At 41.5% G+C, this 13,964-nt stretch carries 15 protein-coding genes, 1 pseudogene and 3 riboswitches; of the genes and pseudogenes, 15 read left to right on the forward strand and 1 reads right to left on the reverse strand.

All coding sequences use genetic code 11. The annotated features are described in order from the left end of the window. The first annotated feature begins 132 nt into the window (after window positions 1-132). From KIH88_RS02915 to thiE, 12 genes and pseudogenes are all read left to right on the forward strand, one after another. A complete protein-coding gene (locus KIH88_RS02915) occupies window positions 133-693 on the forward strand; it encodes a TetR/AcrR family transcriptional regulator (protein WP_061587814.1) in 561 nt (186 codons plus the stop codon). 376 nt (window positions 694-1,069) lie between these two features. Then, complete coding sequence (locus KIH88_RS02920) at window positions 1,070-1,309, forward strand: hypothetical protein (RefSeq protein WP_230529161.1); 240 nt, start codon at window positions 1,070-1,072, stop codon at window positions 1,307-1,309. A 5-nt stretch (window positions 1,310-1,314) separates the two neighbouring features. After that, window positions 1,315-1,635: pseudogene (locus KIH88_RS02925) on the forward strand (helix-turn-helix domain-containing protein); the annotation flags it as partial. A 160-nt stretch (window positions 1,636-1,795) separates the two neighbouring features. Beyond that, on the forward strand, window positions 1,796-2,932 hold the full coding sequence (lctO, locus tag KIH88_RS02930; RefSeq protein WP_195594468.1) for an L-lactate oxidase: 1,137 nt from the start codon (window positions 1,796-1,798) through the stop codon (window positions 2,930-2,932). Window positions 2,933-3,080: 148 nt separating this feature from the next. Next, a riboswitch (TPP riboswitch) is annotated at window positions 3,081-3,169 on the forward strand. Between the two features lie 216 nt (window positions 3,170-3,385). After that, a complete protein-coding gene (locus KIH88_RS02935) occupies window positions 3,386-4,054 on the forward strand; it encodes a TenA family protein (RefSeq protein WP_213988714.1) in 669 nt (222 codons plus the stop codon). Window positions 4,055-4,177: 123 nt separating this feature from the next. Then, a riboswitch (TPP riboswitch) is annotated at window positions 4,178-4,266 on the forward strand. A 158-nt stretch (window positions 4,267-4,424) separates the two neighbouring features. Further along, window positions 4,425-4,985 (forward strand): ECF transporter S component, encoded by a 561-nt coding sequence (locus KIH88_RS02940; RefSeq protein ID WP_000915272.1) that lies wholly within the window; start codon window positions 4,425-4,427, stop codon window positions 4,983-4,985. Beyond that, window positions 4,986-6,371 carry an ATP-binding cassette domain-containing protein gene (locus KIH88_RS02945; RefSeq protein ID WP_213988713.1) on the forward strand — a complete coding sequence of 462 codons (1,386 nt, stop codon included), beginning with the start codon at window positions 4,986-4,988 and terminating at the stop codon, window positions 6,369-6,371. Window position 6,372: 1 nt separating this feature from the next. Continuing rightward, a complete protein-coding gene (locus tag KIH88_RS02950; RefSeq protein ID WP_195594459.1) occupies window positions 6,373-7,023 on the forward strand; it encodes an energy-coupling factor transporter transmembrane component T in 651 nt (216 codons plus the stop codon). A gap of 10 nt (window positions 7,024-7,033) precedes the next feature. After that, window positions 7,034-7,726: a thiaminase II gene (gene tenA / locus KIH88_RS02955; RefSeq protein WP_195594457.1), complete on the forward strand. Its 693-nt coding sequence runs from the start codon at window positions 7,034-7,036 to the stop codon at window positions 7,724-7,726. A gap of 3 nt (window positions 7,727-7,729) precedes the next feature. Continuing rightward, entirely contained in the window at window positions 7,730-8,254 is a 525-nt protein-coding gene (gene thiW, locus KIH88_RS02960; protein WP_061587754.1) for an energy coupling factor transporter S component ThiW, read from the forward strand. After that, window positions 8,254-9,057 carry a hydroxyethylthiazole kinase gene (locus KIH88_RS02965; RefSeq protein WP_195594454.1) on the forward strand — a complete coding sequence of 268 codons (804 nt, stop codon included), beginning with the start codon at window positions 8,254-8,256 and terminating at the stop codon, window positions 9,055-9,057. The genes thiW and KIH88_RS02965 overlap by 1 nt, the downstream gene beginning before the upstream one ends. Next, window positions 9,050-9,682 (forward strand): thiamine phosphate synthase, encoded by a 633-nt coding sequence (gene thiE, locus KIH88_RS02970; RefSeq protein WP_195594451.1) that lies wholly within the window; start codon window positions 9,050-9,052, stop codon window positions 9,680-9,682. Before KIH88_RS02965 ends, thiE begins: the two co-directional genes overlap by 8 nt. Window positions 9,683-9,730: 48 nt before the next feature. Here thiE and thiD read toward each other — a convergent pair whose 3' ends face one another. After that, complete coding sequence (gene thiD, locus KIH88_RS02975; RefSeq protein ID WP_195594449.1) at window positions 9,731-10,522, reverse strand: bifunctional hydroxymethylpyrimidine kinase/phosphomethylpyrimidine kinase; 792 nt, start codon at window positions 10,520-10,522, stop codon at window positions 9,731-9,733. An 83-nt stretch (window positions 10,523-10,605) separates the two neighbouring features. After that, window positions 10,606-10,704: riboswitch (TPP riboswitch) on the reverse strand. Window positions 10,705-10,884: 180 nt separating this feature from the next. Between thiD and KIH88_RS02980 the strand changes: the two genes are divergently transcribed. From KIH88_RS02980 to KIH88_RS02990, 3 genes are read left to right on the forward strand one after another with little or no spacing between them, the layout of a single operon-like run. Then, window positions 10,885-11,280, forward strand: a complete 396-nt coding sequence (locus KIH88_RS02980; protein ID WP_045590778.1) for a CopY/TcrY family copper transport repressor — start codon at window positions 10,885-10,887, stop codon at window positions 11,278-11,280. Window positions 11,281-11,290: 10 nt separating this feature from the next. Further along, a complete protein-coding gene (locus tag KIH88_RS02985; protein WP_045590779.1) occupies window positions 11,291-11,662 on the forward strand; it encodes a cupredoxin domain-containing protein in 372 nt (123 codons plus the stop codon). 9 nt (window positions 11,663-11,671) lie between these two features. Further along, complete coding sequence (locus KIH88_RS02990) at window positions 11,672-13,915, forward strand: heavy metal translocating P-type ATPase (RefSeq protein ID WP_045590780.1); 2,244 nt, start codon at window positions 11,672-11,674, stop codon at window positions 13,913-13,915. Window positions 13,916-13,964: the final 49 nt, after the last annotated feature.

A 13,964-nucleotide genomic window follows, 5' to 3' on the forward strand; every position in this document is an offset into this window, starting at 1 on the left:
AGAATTGAATTTGTAAATCAATTTGCTCAGAACAAAAATTTTAATGATAAAACAGTGGCAAAAGGAGGTGGTTTCAATGGTTTGGTCTCAGACTCTGAATATGCTATAATAGGAAAAAAGAGAGGTGAGCAGATGAGCGTTAAAGAGCGTATTTTACAAAGTGCTGAGGAATTGATTTATCAGAAGGGTTATGTGGCCACCTCCATCAGTGACATCATGGAGGCGGCTGATGTTGGCAAGGGGCAGCTTTATTATTATTTCAAATCTAAGAAGGAAATTGGTTTGACGGTCATTCAAGATATTTTAGCAAATTGGCGAAAAGAGCTTTTTGAAGAGATTTTTGAAGCAGACAAGTCTGACAGTGACAAGTTTTCGGATATGATTGACTGGGTTTGTCAATTTCATGAAAGTCAGACGGTCTTTTATGGTTGCCCAATTGGTAATCTGATTGTGGAATTGTCCACAGAAGATGAGAACTTCCGCTGTCCTCTCAATGATTTTATGACCCAGTGGACAGAGAAGTTAGCCAGCCTCTTGCAAGACCTGCATGCTGACTGGTCAGAAGAGCGGGCGCAGTTGCAGGCCCGTCAAGTCATCTCCAGTATTCAAGGCAGCATTGTCATTCTCAAAGTCAGCCAAGACATCCAAGTTTTGGAAAATAATATGACGGATTTGAAAAAGAATTATTGTTAATTTTTAGCCGAAGAATTAAAAGTATGTTAATTTATGGATTGTGGTTAAGAGGTAAGAATGACAACAGATATTAAAACTGAAATTGGTCATAGAGTAAGACAGGAACGTGAACGTCACAAATTGACGAGAGAAGAGGTCTGTGGACAGAAGCTGACTTAATAATCAAACAGCTGATGCGTACTGAGCTTGGGCAACCCTTGCCAACAATTACTAAGTTACAATATTTATTTAAGCGATTAGAAGTTCCGATAGATACTTTTCTTGAAAATAAAGAACTAGCTCTTCCTGAGGAATACTTTAAGATAAAGTACCGTATCATGAAGTCTCCAGTATAGTATATGGAGATTCCAAGCGTATTACGGAAAAACTAACTTTAATTGAGGAAGTTTATAATTGTTACGGTGACATCCTTCCTGAAGAAGAGTTGCTGAGTCTAGACTTGATTGAAAGAATATTAGGCTTGATAAGAACAGGGACAGGTAGTTTCGCTGAAGATATTTTTGATGATTATTTTAAGCAAGTAACACTAAAGCAAGTTTACACATTCAATGATTTACTATTAATTGATTATTTTGCTATGCAATGTCAAGACTTGATTTATAGAAGAGAGCATTAGATGATTTTCGGATTAAGTTGTTGAAACAGCAATTAGTTAGTGATGAAATGTATAATGTAGAGCTACTATCAGTTCTTTGTGCCATAGCGGGTGTTTATGTTGTTCGTAATGACTATAAGCATATGATATCTCTAGTAAAAAAGATGAATGAAATTTTATCAGTAACAATGTTGCAAGTCTATAAACCTGGAATTTCAGTATTTGAAGCTAAGTGCTATCTTTATTTTGAAAATGATAAAAATAAAGCAAAGGAACTTTATCACTCAGCAACTATACTAGCTGAACAATTTGATGATAAAGTATTAGAAAATGAAAAGATTATTTGAATTTCCATAACTTAAGAAAGTTCATCATTTTTAATTATCGCTGTAAAATGATTGAAAGTATGAAATTTCCAAACAAAATATTTGAAAAATTTTGAAAAAAGAGTTAGAATATTTTTTGTAATATACAAAGTAAACGCTTACTTATCAAGGAGGACATTTTATGTCATACAAAACAAGCAATGCAGAAGGTCATGTAGATTTCATCAATACCTATGATTTGGAGCCAATGGCGCAACAAGTTATTCCTAAAGCAGCATTTGGTTATATCGCTAGTGGGGCGGAAGATACTTTTACTTTACGTGAGAATATTCGCGCCTTTAACCACAAACTCATCGTTCCTCATACTCTTTGTGATGTTGAAAATCCAAGTACAGAGATTGAATTTGCAGGTGAAAAATTGTCTTCACCAATCATTATGGCGCCTGTTGCGGCTCATAAATTGGCAAATGAACAGGGTGAAGTGGCGACTGCGCGTGGTGTACATGAGTTCGGTTCCCTCTATACAACTAGCTCTTACTCAACTGTAGACCTTCCAGAAATTACGGAAGCCCTTCAAGGGACACCTCACTGGTTCCAATTCTACTTTAGTAAGGATGACGGTATCAACCGCCACATCATGGATCGTGTGAAGGCTGAAGGTTATAAAGCGATTGTCTTGACAGCAGATGCGACTGTAGGAGGCAATCGTGAGGTGGACAAGCGTAATGGTTTTGTCTTCCCAGTTGGCATGCCGATTGTTGAAGAATACCTGCCAGAAGGTGCTGGAAAATCAATGGACTTTGTTTACAAATCAGCCAAACAACGCTTGTCTCCACGTGATGTAGAATTTATCGCTACATACTCAGGACTTCCTGTCTATGTCAAGGGGCCACAATGCCGTGAGGATGTTGAACGCTCACTCGCTGCTGGTGCCTCTGGTATCTGGGTAACCAACCATGGTGGCCGCCAAATCGACGGTGGGCCAGCTGCCTTCGATTCACTTCAAGAAGTAGCTGAAGCAGTTGATAAACGTGTGCCAATTGTCTTTGACTCTGGTGTTCGTCGCGGTCAGCACGTCTTTAAAGCCTTGGCTTCAGGAGCAGACTTGGTAGCTATTGGCCGCCCTGTGATCTATGGCTTGGCTCTTGGTGGTAGTGTGGGTGTACGTCAAGTCTTTGAACACTTGAATGCAGAATTGAAGACAGTCATGCAGTTATCTGGAACTCAGACTATTGAGGATGTCAAACATTTCAAACTCCGTCATAACCCATACAACCCAACCTTCCCAGTTGACCCTCGTGACTTAAAATTGTATTGATAAAGAAGATTACCTCCACTTGATGTGGAGGTTTTTCTTCGTGTATAGAAAGATTCAATCGTTATCAGAAACTATATAAATATATTTTTCAGTCAAAGTTCTTGCTAGGGCTTTCAAATTCTGTTATACTGGTCCAGTAATTAAATAATAAAGACATTTGGGGTGCTTTAGGCTGAGATGATACCCATTGAACCTGATACAGTTAGTACTGTCGAAGGGAAATGTGAAAAGGTTTTTTTCGTATGTCGAAAAGAACTGTCTAATCTTGTAAGGTAAACTCTAATTCTCGTTTGTAATTGGAGTTTTTTTGTTTATCAAAAGAGGATAGGCTGGACGGCAAGCCTTTCGGTAGCTCACCTTGAATGCCCCACTTTTCTTTAAAAAGGTCAAGTAAAACTAGGATTTTCTTGGTATTTTGTTGATTACGAACGAGTAAAGAGAGGAAAAGTAAATATGGAAACACAAGACTATGCATTTCAGCCGGGTTTGACCGTTGGAGAATTATTAAAAAGCAATCAGAAGGATTGGCAGGCTGCAATCAATCATCGTTTTGTTAAGGAACTTTTTGCGGGGACAATTGAGAATAAGGTCTTTAAAGACTACCTGATTCAGGATTATCATTTCTTTGATGCCTTCTTATCCATGCTGGGTGCCTGTGTAGCTCACGCAGACCAGCTTGAATCCAAACTTCGTTTTGCCAAGCAATTAGGCTTTCTTGAAGCAGATGAAGATGGTTATTTCCAAAAGGCTTTCAAAGAGTTAAAAGTAGCAGAGAATGACTATCTAGAAGTGACCTTGCACCCTGTAACAAAAGCGTTTCAGGAGCTAATGTATTCTGCTGTGACTTCATCAGACTATGCTCATCTTTTGGTCATGCTGGTCATTGCAGAAGGTCTCTATTTAGACTGGGGTTCTAAAGATTTGGCTCTACCTGAAGCCTATATTCATTTAGAATGGATCAATCTCCACAGAGGTCCTTTCTTTACAGAGTGGGTTCAATTTCTAGTTGACGAACTCAATCGTATCGGGAAAAATCGAGAAGATTTGACAGAACTTCAGGAACGCTGGAATCAAGCAGTTGCTTTGGAATTAGCTTTTTTTGATATTGGTTATGAATTATAGGACAGATGCAATCCTTTTATGTAGATTAAAAGAATGAACAAAAAAACTATATAAATATATTTTCCAGTCAAAGTTCTTGCTAGGGCTTTCAATTTCTGTTATACTGGTCCAGTAATAAAATAATAAAGACATTTGGGGTGCTTTAGGCTGAGATGATACCCATTGAACCTGATACAGTTAAGACTGGCGAAGGGAAATGTGAAAAGGTTTTTTTCGTATGTCGAAAAGAACTGTCTAATCTTGTAAGGTAAACTCTAATTCTTGTTTGTAATTGGAGTTTTTTTGTTTATCAAAAGAGGATAGGTTTGACGGCAAGCCTTTTGGTAGCTCACCTTGAATGCCCCACTTTTCTTTAAAAAAGGAGTTTTTTATGTTGAAAAAATGGCAGCTAAAAGATGTTATCTTGCTTGCTTTCTTGTCTATCTTTTTTGGTGGCGTTTTTGTGGGTTCAGGCTATCTATTTGATATTCTCACCCTAATCTTGGCCCCTCTTGGTTTACAGGCTTTTGCCAATGAAATCCTCTTTGGTCTCTGGTGTATGGCTGCGCCCATTGCGGCCATCTTTGTTCCAAGAGTCGGAAGCGCAACGATTGGAGAAGTGCTCGCTGCGCTTGCGGAAGTCCTATATGGTAGCCAATTCGGTCTAGGCGCTCTTTTGTCCGGCTTGGTTCAAGGGTTGGGAAGTGAATTTGGTTTTCTTGTGACCAAGAATCGTTATGAAAGTTGGCTCTCTCTAACTGCTAATAGTATTGGGATTACCCTTTTTAGCTTTGTCTATGAATACATTAAATTAGGTTACTATGCCTTCTCCCTTCCTTTTGTCCTTTCCTTGCTTGTGGTGCGTTTTATTTCCGTCTTTTTCTTCTGTACCATCTTGGTTCGTGCCATTGTCAAACTCTATCATCAGTTTGCAGCTGGAGGCAAGGCATAGATGGGGCTGGAACTACGGGGGATTCAGTCACCAATCTTTTCGGAGCCGATTGATTTTACTTTTCATGCGCATGCCTTTACCTTGTTAGTTGGGAGCAGTGGTTCAGGAAAATCCAGCCTTTTTCAAATCATTGCTCAGGTCACTTCCTTACCCTATAGTGGTCAAGTCCTGATAGATGGGAGCGAGGTCAGTCAGCTTTCTATCGTCGAACGTGTCCAGACGGTTGGCATTCTCTTTCAAAATCCCAATCATCAATTTACCATGGAGAACTTGTTTGAAGAGCTGGTTTTTACCTTGGAGAATATCGGCCATCCCGTTCAGGAAATTGATTCTAAAATAGCAGAGGTGATCCGGCAATGTCGTTGTATGGCAATCTTGCACCGTCCCATTCATCACCTATCAGGTGGGGAAAAGCAAAAGGCTGCGCTAGCTGTTCTCTTTGCCATGAATCCTAGGGTCTATCTTTTGGATGAGCCCTTCGCTTCTATTGACCGCAAAAGTAGGATAGAGATATTGGAGATTCTAAAAGAGTTGGCATCTAATGGGAAGACAGTTATTTTGTGCGACCATGATTTATCAGACTATGAAGCCTATATCGACCATATGGTGGAGCTAAGAGACGGCCAGTTAAGGGAGGTGTTTCAAATCCCTTGCTCTGAAATGACACAGGTTGCTTCAAAGGAAGTTGCTTCTAGTCCAGAACTATTCCATATGGACCGTGTGACTTGTGAGCTAGATCATCGCCCCCTCTTTTCCATTTCTGATTTTACATTCTACCAAGGGATTTCCTGTATCCTGGGTGATAATGGTGTCGGGAAATCAACCCTCTTTCGCTCTATTCTTAAATTTCAAAAGTATAAAGGGCTCATTATTTGGAAGGGTTCAGTCCTGAAAAAGAAAAAGAGTTTGTATCGTGATCTGACGGGTGTTGTTCAGGAAGCTGAGAAACAGTTTATCCGAGGCAGTCTGAGAGAGGAACTGCAACTAGATAGCCCAGACTCTGAAAGAAATCAGCGGATTCTCCAAGCTTTAGGATATTTTGATCTGGAGCAGGCGCTTGATAGGAGTCCCTATCAATTAAGTGGTGGTCAGCAAAAGATACTTCAGCTTTTGTCCATCTTGACCAGCAAGGCTTCTGTGATCTTGCTAGATGAGCCATTTGCTGGTTTGGATGATAGAGCTTGCCATTATTTTTGTCAGTGGATTGTGGAGGACAGAGATCAAGGAAGAAGTTTTTTGATCATTAGCCATCGTTTAGATCCCTTGATTTCTGTGGTTGATTATTGGATCGAGATGACTAGTGAGGGCCTCCGTCATATTAAAGATGTGACAATCAGCAAACCTCTCAGTTTTCTGAGTAGGAATACTCAAGGGGAGGTGAGGTAGTATGATCAAAGTAGCAACCCAGACACCGATACTCAGTCTCTTCTTGCTGATTTTATCCTTGGAAACATCTTTCATTCCTTCGATTGCTCTTAATCTCTCGGTAGTCGCATTTTGCATTCTCTTTATGCTCTACTACCGTCGATTTAAAATGTTGGCTTGGATGCTTGTGCTAGCCATTTTACCATCTTTTGCCAATTACTGGGCAGTACAGTTACACGGGGATGCTTCGCAGGCAGTGATACTTGGGACGAGAGCTTTTGTGACGGTTTGTATCGGCCTTGTTTTTGTTTCCAGTATTTCCTTAAAAGAGCTTTTATTGTACTTGGCTCAAAAGGGGCTATCGCGTTCTTGGGCCTATGCCTTAATTGTGGTATTCAATGCCTTTCCCCTCATTCAGCAAGAAATCAGGTCTCTAAAAGAAGCTTGCTTATTGCGTGGTCAAAAATTGCATGTTTGGTCTCCCTTGATTTACAGCAAGGTTCTGATGACGGTCTTTAGATGGCGCCATCTCTACTTGAGGGCCCTGTCTGCGCACGGATATGACGAACATGCACAGTTGGAGAATCGCTATCGGACCTTTTATATTCCTCAAAGGACGACATTGATCTACCTACTTTTCTTTTTACTACTTCAAACCAGTTTATTTCTATAAAGGAGTTATTATGGAATTCACAGATATTGCGATGGAATTATCCAAGGAAGCTTGGCAGGCTTCCTTTCATCACCCATTTGTATTACAGTTACAAGAGGGAACGTTAGAACCTTCCATCTTTCGCTATTACCTGATTCAGGATGCCTACTATCTGAAGGCCTTCTCAGAAGCCTATCACCTCTTGGCTGATAAGACTTCCAACGAGGAGATGAAAAGACTCTTGAAACAAAATGCCCAGAGTCTAGTGGAAGGTGAATTGTTTATCCGCCAACAATTTTTTAAGGAATTAAGAATCAGCGACCAGGAAATAGACGAGCAACCGATTGCTCCAACCTGTTATCATTACATTTCGCATATTTATCGACAGTTTGCAGAGCCAAACTTGGGCATTGCTTTTGCTAGTTTGCTCCCATGTCCTTGGTTATACCATGATTTGGGCAAGGCACTTAATCGCAAACCATCCCCGAATCCTCTTTATCAACAGTGGATTGAAACCTATATCACCGATGAGTTAGAACAGCAGATTAAAGAGGAAGAAGCCCTGGTCAATCAGCTCTATCGAGAAAGCGACGAGACGGACAAACAAAAAATGCTAGAGGCTTTCCACCGAAGTGTCCACATGGAAGCCAAGTTTTGGGAGATGGCTTACCAACATCAAACATGGACGAGTGATTTGCAGTCCTTAGAAAAAGAGAAGAAATAGAAAATGAGAAACCACCAACTACAAGTTCACAAATTAACCATTTTATCCATGATGATTGCTCTTGACGTAGTTCTTACACCCATCTTTCGAATTGAGGGAATGGCACCGATGTCTAGTGTAGTCAACATTCTTGCAGGAATCTTGATGGGGCCTATTTATGCCTTGGTCATGGCTACAGTCACAGCCTTTATCCGTATGTCTACTCAAGGCATTCCGCCCTTGGCCCTCACAGGAGCTACTTTCGGAGCCCTCCTCGCAGGTCTCTTTTATAAGTATGGTCGGAAATTTCACTATTCTGCTCTAGGAGAAATCTTGGGAACAGGTATTATCGGTTCCATTGTTTCCTATCCTGTTATGGTTCTCTTTACGGGATCTGCTGCGAAGCTCAGTTGGTTTATCTACACCCCTCGATTTTTCGGAGCAACCTTGATTGGTACAGCAATTTCCTTTATTGCCTTTCGGTTTTTAATCAAGCAGGAATTCTTTAAAAAAGTGCAAGGATATTTTTTCAGTGAAAGGATAGACTGATGCAGAAATTGACAAATCCTTTCCCTCTAGCAACCAGTTCCTTGATTCACTGCATCACCAATGAGATTTCTTGTGAGATGCTGGCTAATGGTATTTTGGCCCTGGGATCTAAACCTGTCATGGCAGATGACCCTCGTGAGGTCCTTGATTTTACCAAACAAAGCCAAGCTCTCTTTATCAATCTGGGGCATTTGTCTGCTGAGAAGGAAAAAGCAATCCGTATGGCAGCTTCTTATGCAGACCAAACTTGTCTCCCAATGGTAGTAGATGCGGTTGGCGTAGCAGCATCTCCCATTCGTAAGGGACTAGTTAGAGATCTTTTAGAATACAAGCCCACGGTCCTTAAAGGAAATATGTCAGAAATCCGAAGTCTTGTTGGTTTAAAACACCACGGAGTCGGGGTCGATGCTAGTGCTAAAGATCAAGAAACTGAGGATTTGCTTCAAGTCTTGAGAGACTGGTGTCAGCTTTATCCTGGCATGTCATTCTTAGTCACTGGACCCAAGGACCTCATTGTTTCGGAGAATCAGGTTGCAATATTGGGAAATGGCTGTGCAGAATTGGACTGGATAACAGGGACAGGAGACCTGGTTGGAGCCTTGACTGCCGTTCTTCTTAGCCAAGGAAAGACTGCATTTGAAGCTTCTTGCCTAGCAGTTTCTTATCTCAATATCTCTGCTGAGAGAATACTTGTTCAAGGAATGGGATTGGAAGAGTTTCGCTTTCAAACTCTCAATCAGCTCTCTCTCCTAAAAAGAGATGAAAATTGGCTAGATACCATCAAAGGAGATATTTATGAATAGAGAAGCACTCAGACTATATCTGGTAACCAATCGCTACCAAGATTCTTTGGAAAACTTTCTTGAAAAAGTTGAGATGGCCTGCCGTTCAGGTGTTACCATCATCCAACTACGAGAAAAAAATCTCACCACCAATCAATACTATCATCTGGCAAAACAAGTCAAGGAAATAACAGACGCCTATCAGGTACCCTTGATTATCGATGATCGGTTGGATATCTGTCTTGCAGTCAATGCTGCTGGGTTGCATATAGGCGACGATGAACTACCAGTTTCGGTTGCCCGTCAAGTCTTGGGGCCTAAAAAAATCCTCGGTGTCACAGCTAAAACAGTAAAAAGAGCCCTCGAGGCAGAAGAAGGAGGTGCGGATTACTTGGGAACAGGAGCCATTTTCCCGACTACGACCAAAGAAAATGCACCTATCACCCAGATTTCAACCTTGAAAACCATTTGCCAAACGGTCGCCATTCCAGTAGTTGCTATTGGAGGCTTGACGTCAGAGAACATTGACCAACTTGCTGCAACTGGTATAGCTGGTGTAGCTGTAGTCCGTGATTTGATGCAGGCAGAAGATATAGAGACAAAAACGCAAGCATTTTTAACAAAGCTAGATGACATAATTTCCTAATCAAAAACTCTCTAGTTTCCTTATTGCGGGAACTAGAGAGTTTTTTTCTTAATCTTTAAAGCTTGTATGGTTGACTGGGCCAGAACCATGACCGAGTTGAGGAGCGTCTTGGATGGCTTTTGTGATAAAGGCCTTGGCCTTATCCACTGCCTGATAAAGACTTCTGCCCTTGGCAAGTTCAGCCGTAATCACAGCAGCAAAGGTACATCCAGTACCATGGGTGTGACAGGTTTGAATTCTTGGACTTTCCCAGACAAATTGTTCATCCTTGGTAAAGAGGAAATCCTTGGCACCACCTTCCAGATGGCCACCTTTGATAACAACAGACTGAGGACCAAATTCTTTTATAATCAGGCGACCGGCACGCTGCATGTCTTCTGGGTCATGAATCGAAAAGCCAACAATCTCTTCTGCCTCAGGAAGATTGGGCGTGATAATGGTTGCAAGGGGAAGCAGATTTGTTTTTAGGTAGTCTCTGGCACTAGAATCAATCAGGGTGTCCCCACTCGTAGCGACCATAACAGGGTCAAGGACGTATGGACAGTCCAGCTTTTTAAGATAGGGCTGGATGATCTCCATGATCTCAGTAGTTGCCAACATTCCAGTTTTTACAGCCTGAGGCTTGATATCTGAAAAGACACTCTCCAATTGAGCTTCCAGCATTTGGTTGGAGACGTGCTCTATTAGCTGAACGCCTCTGGTATTTTGAGCGACAAGACTGGTCACAACGGCCATTCCATAGACATCTCTAGCTTGGAATGATTTTAAATCAGCCATAATGCCAGCACCGCCACTAGGGTCAGTCCCTGCAATAGTTAGAGCAACGGGTAAATAAGTCATCTAAAACCTCCCAACCAACTGAAGTTTGTATTCTTAAGAACAAGCTAGTCTGTTTCAGGAAAGCAATAGAAGACAAGTAGTCCTCATTATCATTTCCACTTCCATCAGCTAGCATTACCTAGATTGAGTCAAAGGGATCTAACAGTCGTTAATCTCAGCTTTACGCACCCTTAGTGGTTGTTTTCTTTTTTCTACAGTATAGCATATTTTTATAGTTTATATAGTAAAATTTGACTGCAAATCCCCCATCAAATGATTAAAGCACTTTTTTAAGAAATATGTAATTTTATAATTGACAAATGTAGATTTTGGAGGTATACTGATAATTGTAATCGACAAATGTAGATTTAGGAGGAATAACAATGCAGATTTCAGATGCAGAATGGCAGGTCATGAAGATTATCTGGATGCAGGGCGAGCAGACCAGTAGCGATTTGATCAGGGTTCTGGCGGAACGGTTTGACTGGTCCAAGTCAACCATTCAAACTCTTTTGGCTCGTTTGGTTGAGAAAGAGTGTCTGACAAGGAAAAAAGTGGGCAAGTCCTTTGTTTATTCGGCGCTTTTAACTCTAGACCAAAGCCGAGACTTGCTTGTCCAAGATATCAAGGACAAGGTTTGTTCTCGTAGGATTAAGAACTTGTTGGCTGATTTGATTGCTGAATGTGATTTTACTCAGGCTGACTTGGAAGACTTAGAAGCTGTGATTTCTGAGAAGAAATCAAGCGCTGTAACAGAAGTAAAATGTAATTGTATGTAAAGGAGACGTCATGTTAAATAGTATTGTAACCATTATTTGTATTGCCCTTATCGCGTTTATCTTGATTTGGTTTTTCAAAAAGCCTGAAAAATCTGGACAAAAGGCTCAGCAAAAAAAGGGCTACCAAGAGATTCGAGTGGAAGTCAAAGGGGGATATACGCCTGAGTTGATTATTCTTAAGAAATCAGTGCCAGCCCGTATTGTCTTTGACCGTAAGGACCCTTCACCCTGCCTAGATCAGATTGTTTTCCCAGATTTTGGAGTGCATGCGGACTTGCCTATGGGTGAAGAGTATGTAGTGGAAATCACACCTGAACAGGCTGGAGAGTTTGGCTTTGCATGTGGCATGAATATGATGCACGGCAAGATGATTGTAGAGTAGGAGGAAATGATGACTGAAATTGTGAAAGCAAGCCTGGAAAATGGCATTCAAAAAATCCGTATCACAGCTGAAAAAGGCTATCACCCAGCCCATATCCAGCTCCAAAAAGGGATTCCCGCTGAAATTACCTTTCATCGTGCCACCCCTTCAAACTGTTACAAGGAAATTCTTTTTGAAGAAGAAGGCATCTTGGAACCAATCGGAGTAGACGAGGAAAAGGTCATTCGTTTTACACCTCAAGAGTTGGGGAAACATGAATTCTCATGTGGAATGAAGATGCAAAAGGGAAGTTATACCGTAGTTGAGAAGACTCGAAAATCTTTATCACTTTTACAGCGTTTTTGGATTACCAGTATCTTTACTGTGCCTCTTGTGATTCTCATGATTGGGATGTTGACAGGCAGCATTAGTCACCAAGTCATGCATTGGGGAACCTTTCTAGCCACAACGCCTATTATGTTAGTAGCAGGTGGTCCTTATATCCAAAGCGCTTGGGCCAGCTTTAAAAAACACAATGCCAATATGGATACCTTGGTTGCTTTGGGAACTCTAGTGGCTTATCTCTATAGTCTAGTTGCCCTCTTTGCTGGTCTCCCTGTCTACTTTGAAAGTGCTGGATTTATCCTCTTCTTCGTTCTTTTGGGGGCAGTTTTTGAAGAGAAAATGAGAAAAAATACTTCCCAAGCTGTGGAGAAACTACTGGATTTGCAGGCTAAAACAGCGGAAGTCTTGCGTGATGATAGCTATGTTCAAGTTCCCTTGGACCAAGTCAAGGTAGGCGACCTGGTTCGAGTGCGTCCAGGTGAAAAGATTGCAGTTGATGGTGTCGTAGTGGAAGGTGTGTCCAGCATAGATGAATCCATGGTGACAGGTGAGAGCCTGCCAGTGGACAAGACAGTTGGAGATACTGTCATTGGCTCAACTATCAATAATAGCGGAACGCTTATTTTTAGGGCAGAAAAGGTTGGCTCAGAGACTGTTTTGGCACAGATTGTAGACTTTGTAAAGAAAGCTCAGACTAGCCGCGCACCGATTCAGGACTTGACGGATAAGATTTCAGGGATTTTTGTCCCAGCAGTTGTCATTTTAGGAATCGTGACCTTTTGGGTTTGGTTCGTTTTGCTCAGGGATAGTGTAGTCGTGCTTGGAGCTAGCTTTGTGTCTTCTCTTCTCTATGGAGTTGCGGTTTTGATTATTGCCTGCCCTTGTGCCTTGGGTCTTGCAACACCGACAGCTCTTATGGTAGGGACAGGACGCAGTGCCAAAATGGGGGTTCTTCTCAAAAATGGAACAGTCTTACAGGAAATTCAGAAAGTCCAAACTATCGTGTTTGATAAGACAGGGACTTTGACGGAAGGAAAACCAGTGGTCACTGATATCATTGGCGATGAGACAGAAGTGCTCGGCTTAGCTGCCTCCTTGGAAGAAGCTTCTCAACACCCACTGGCTGAGGCTGTTGTCAAGAGAGCAAGTGAAGCTGGACTTGAGTTTCAAACTGTCGAAAATTTCCAAGCCTTGCACGGAAAAGGTGTTTCAGGGCAAATAGCTGGGAAACAAGTCTTACTTGGAAATGCTAAAATGCTAGATAGTATGGATATTTCCAGCGCTTATCAGGAAAAACTAGAAGAACTAGAAAAAGAAGCTAAGACAGTTGTTTTCTTGGCTGTTGATAATGAAATCAAAGGCTTGCTTGCTTTGCAAGATATTCCCAAGGAAAATGCTAAGCTAGCCATCAGTCAGTTGAAAAAACGTGGTCTTAAAACAGTCATGCTGACAGGAGATAATGCTGGTGTGGCGCGTGCTATTGCAGATCAAATCGGAATCGAAGAGGTCATTGCAGGCGTCCTACCAGAAGAAAAAGCCCATGAAATCCATAAACTACAAGCAGCTGGGAAAGTAGCCTTTGTTGGTGATGGCATCAATGATGCTCCTGCCCTCAGTGTAGCAGATGTGGGGATTGCTATGGGAGCTGGAACGGATATCGCCATCGAGTCAGCAGATTTAGTGTTGACAACTAATAACCTCCTAGGAGTGGTTCGTGCCTTTGACATGAGTAAGAAAACCTTTAACCGTATTCTGCTCAATCTTTTCTGGGCCTTTATCTACAATGTCGTCGGAATTCCGATTGCAGCAGGAATCTTTTCTGGTGTTGGATTGGCCCTCAATCCAGAACTGGCAGGTCTAGCCATGGCCTTTAGTTCTGTATCTGTTCTGACCAGTTCACTCTTACTAAACTTTAGTAAAATAGACTAAAAGCGAGCTTGCTCGCTTTTTATTATAAAACAGTCACATAAAACGTTTT

The organism is Streptococcus oralis, from assembly GCF_018448765.2.
Taxonomy (GTDB): Bacteria; Bacillota; Bacilli; order Lactobacillales; family Streptococcaceae; genus Streptococcus; species Streptococcus oralis_BM.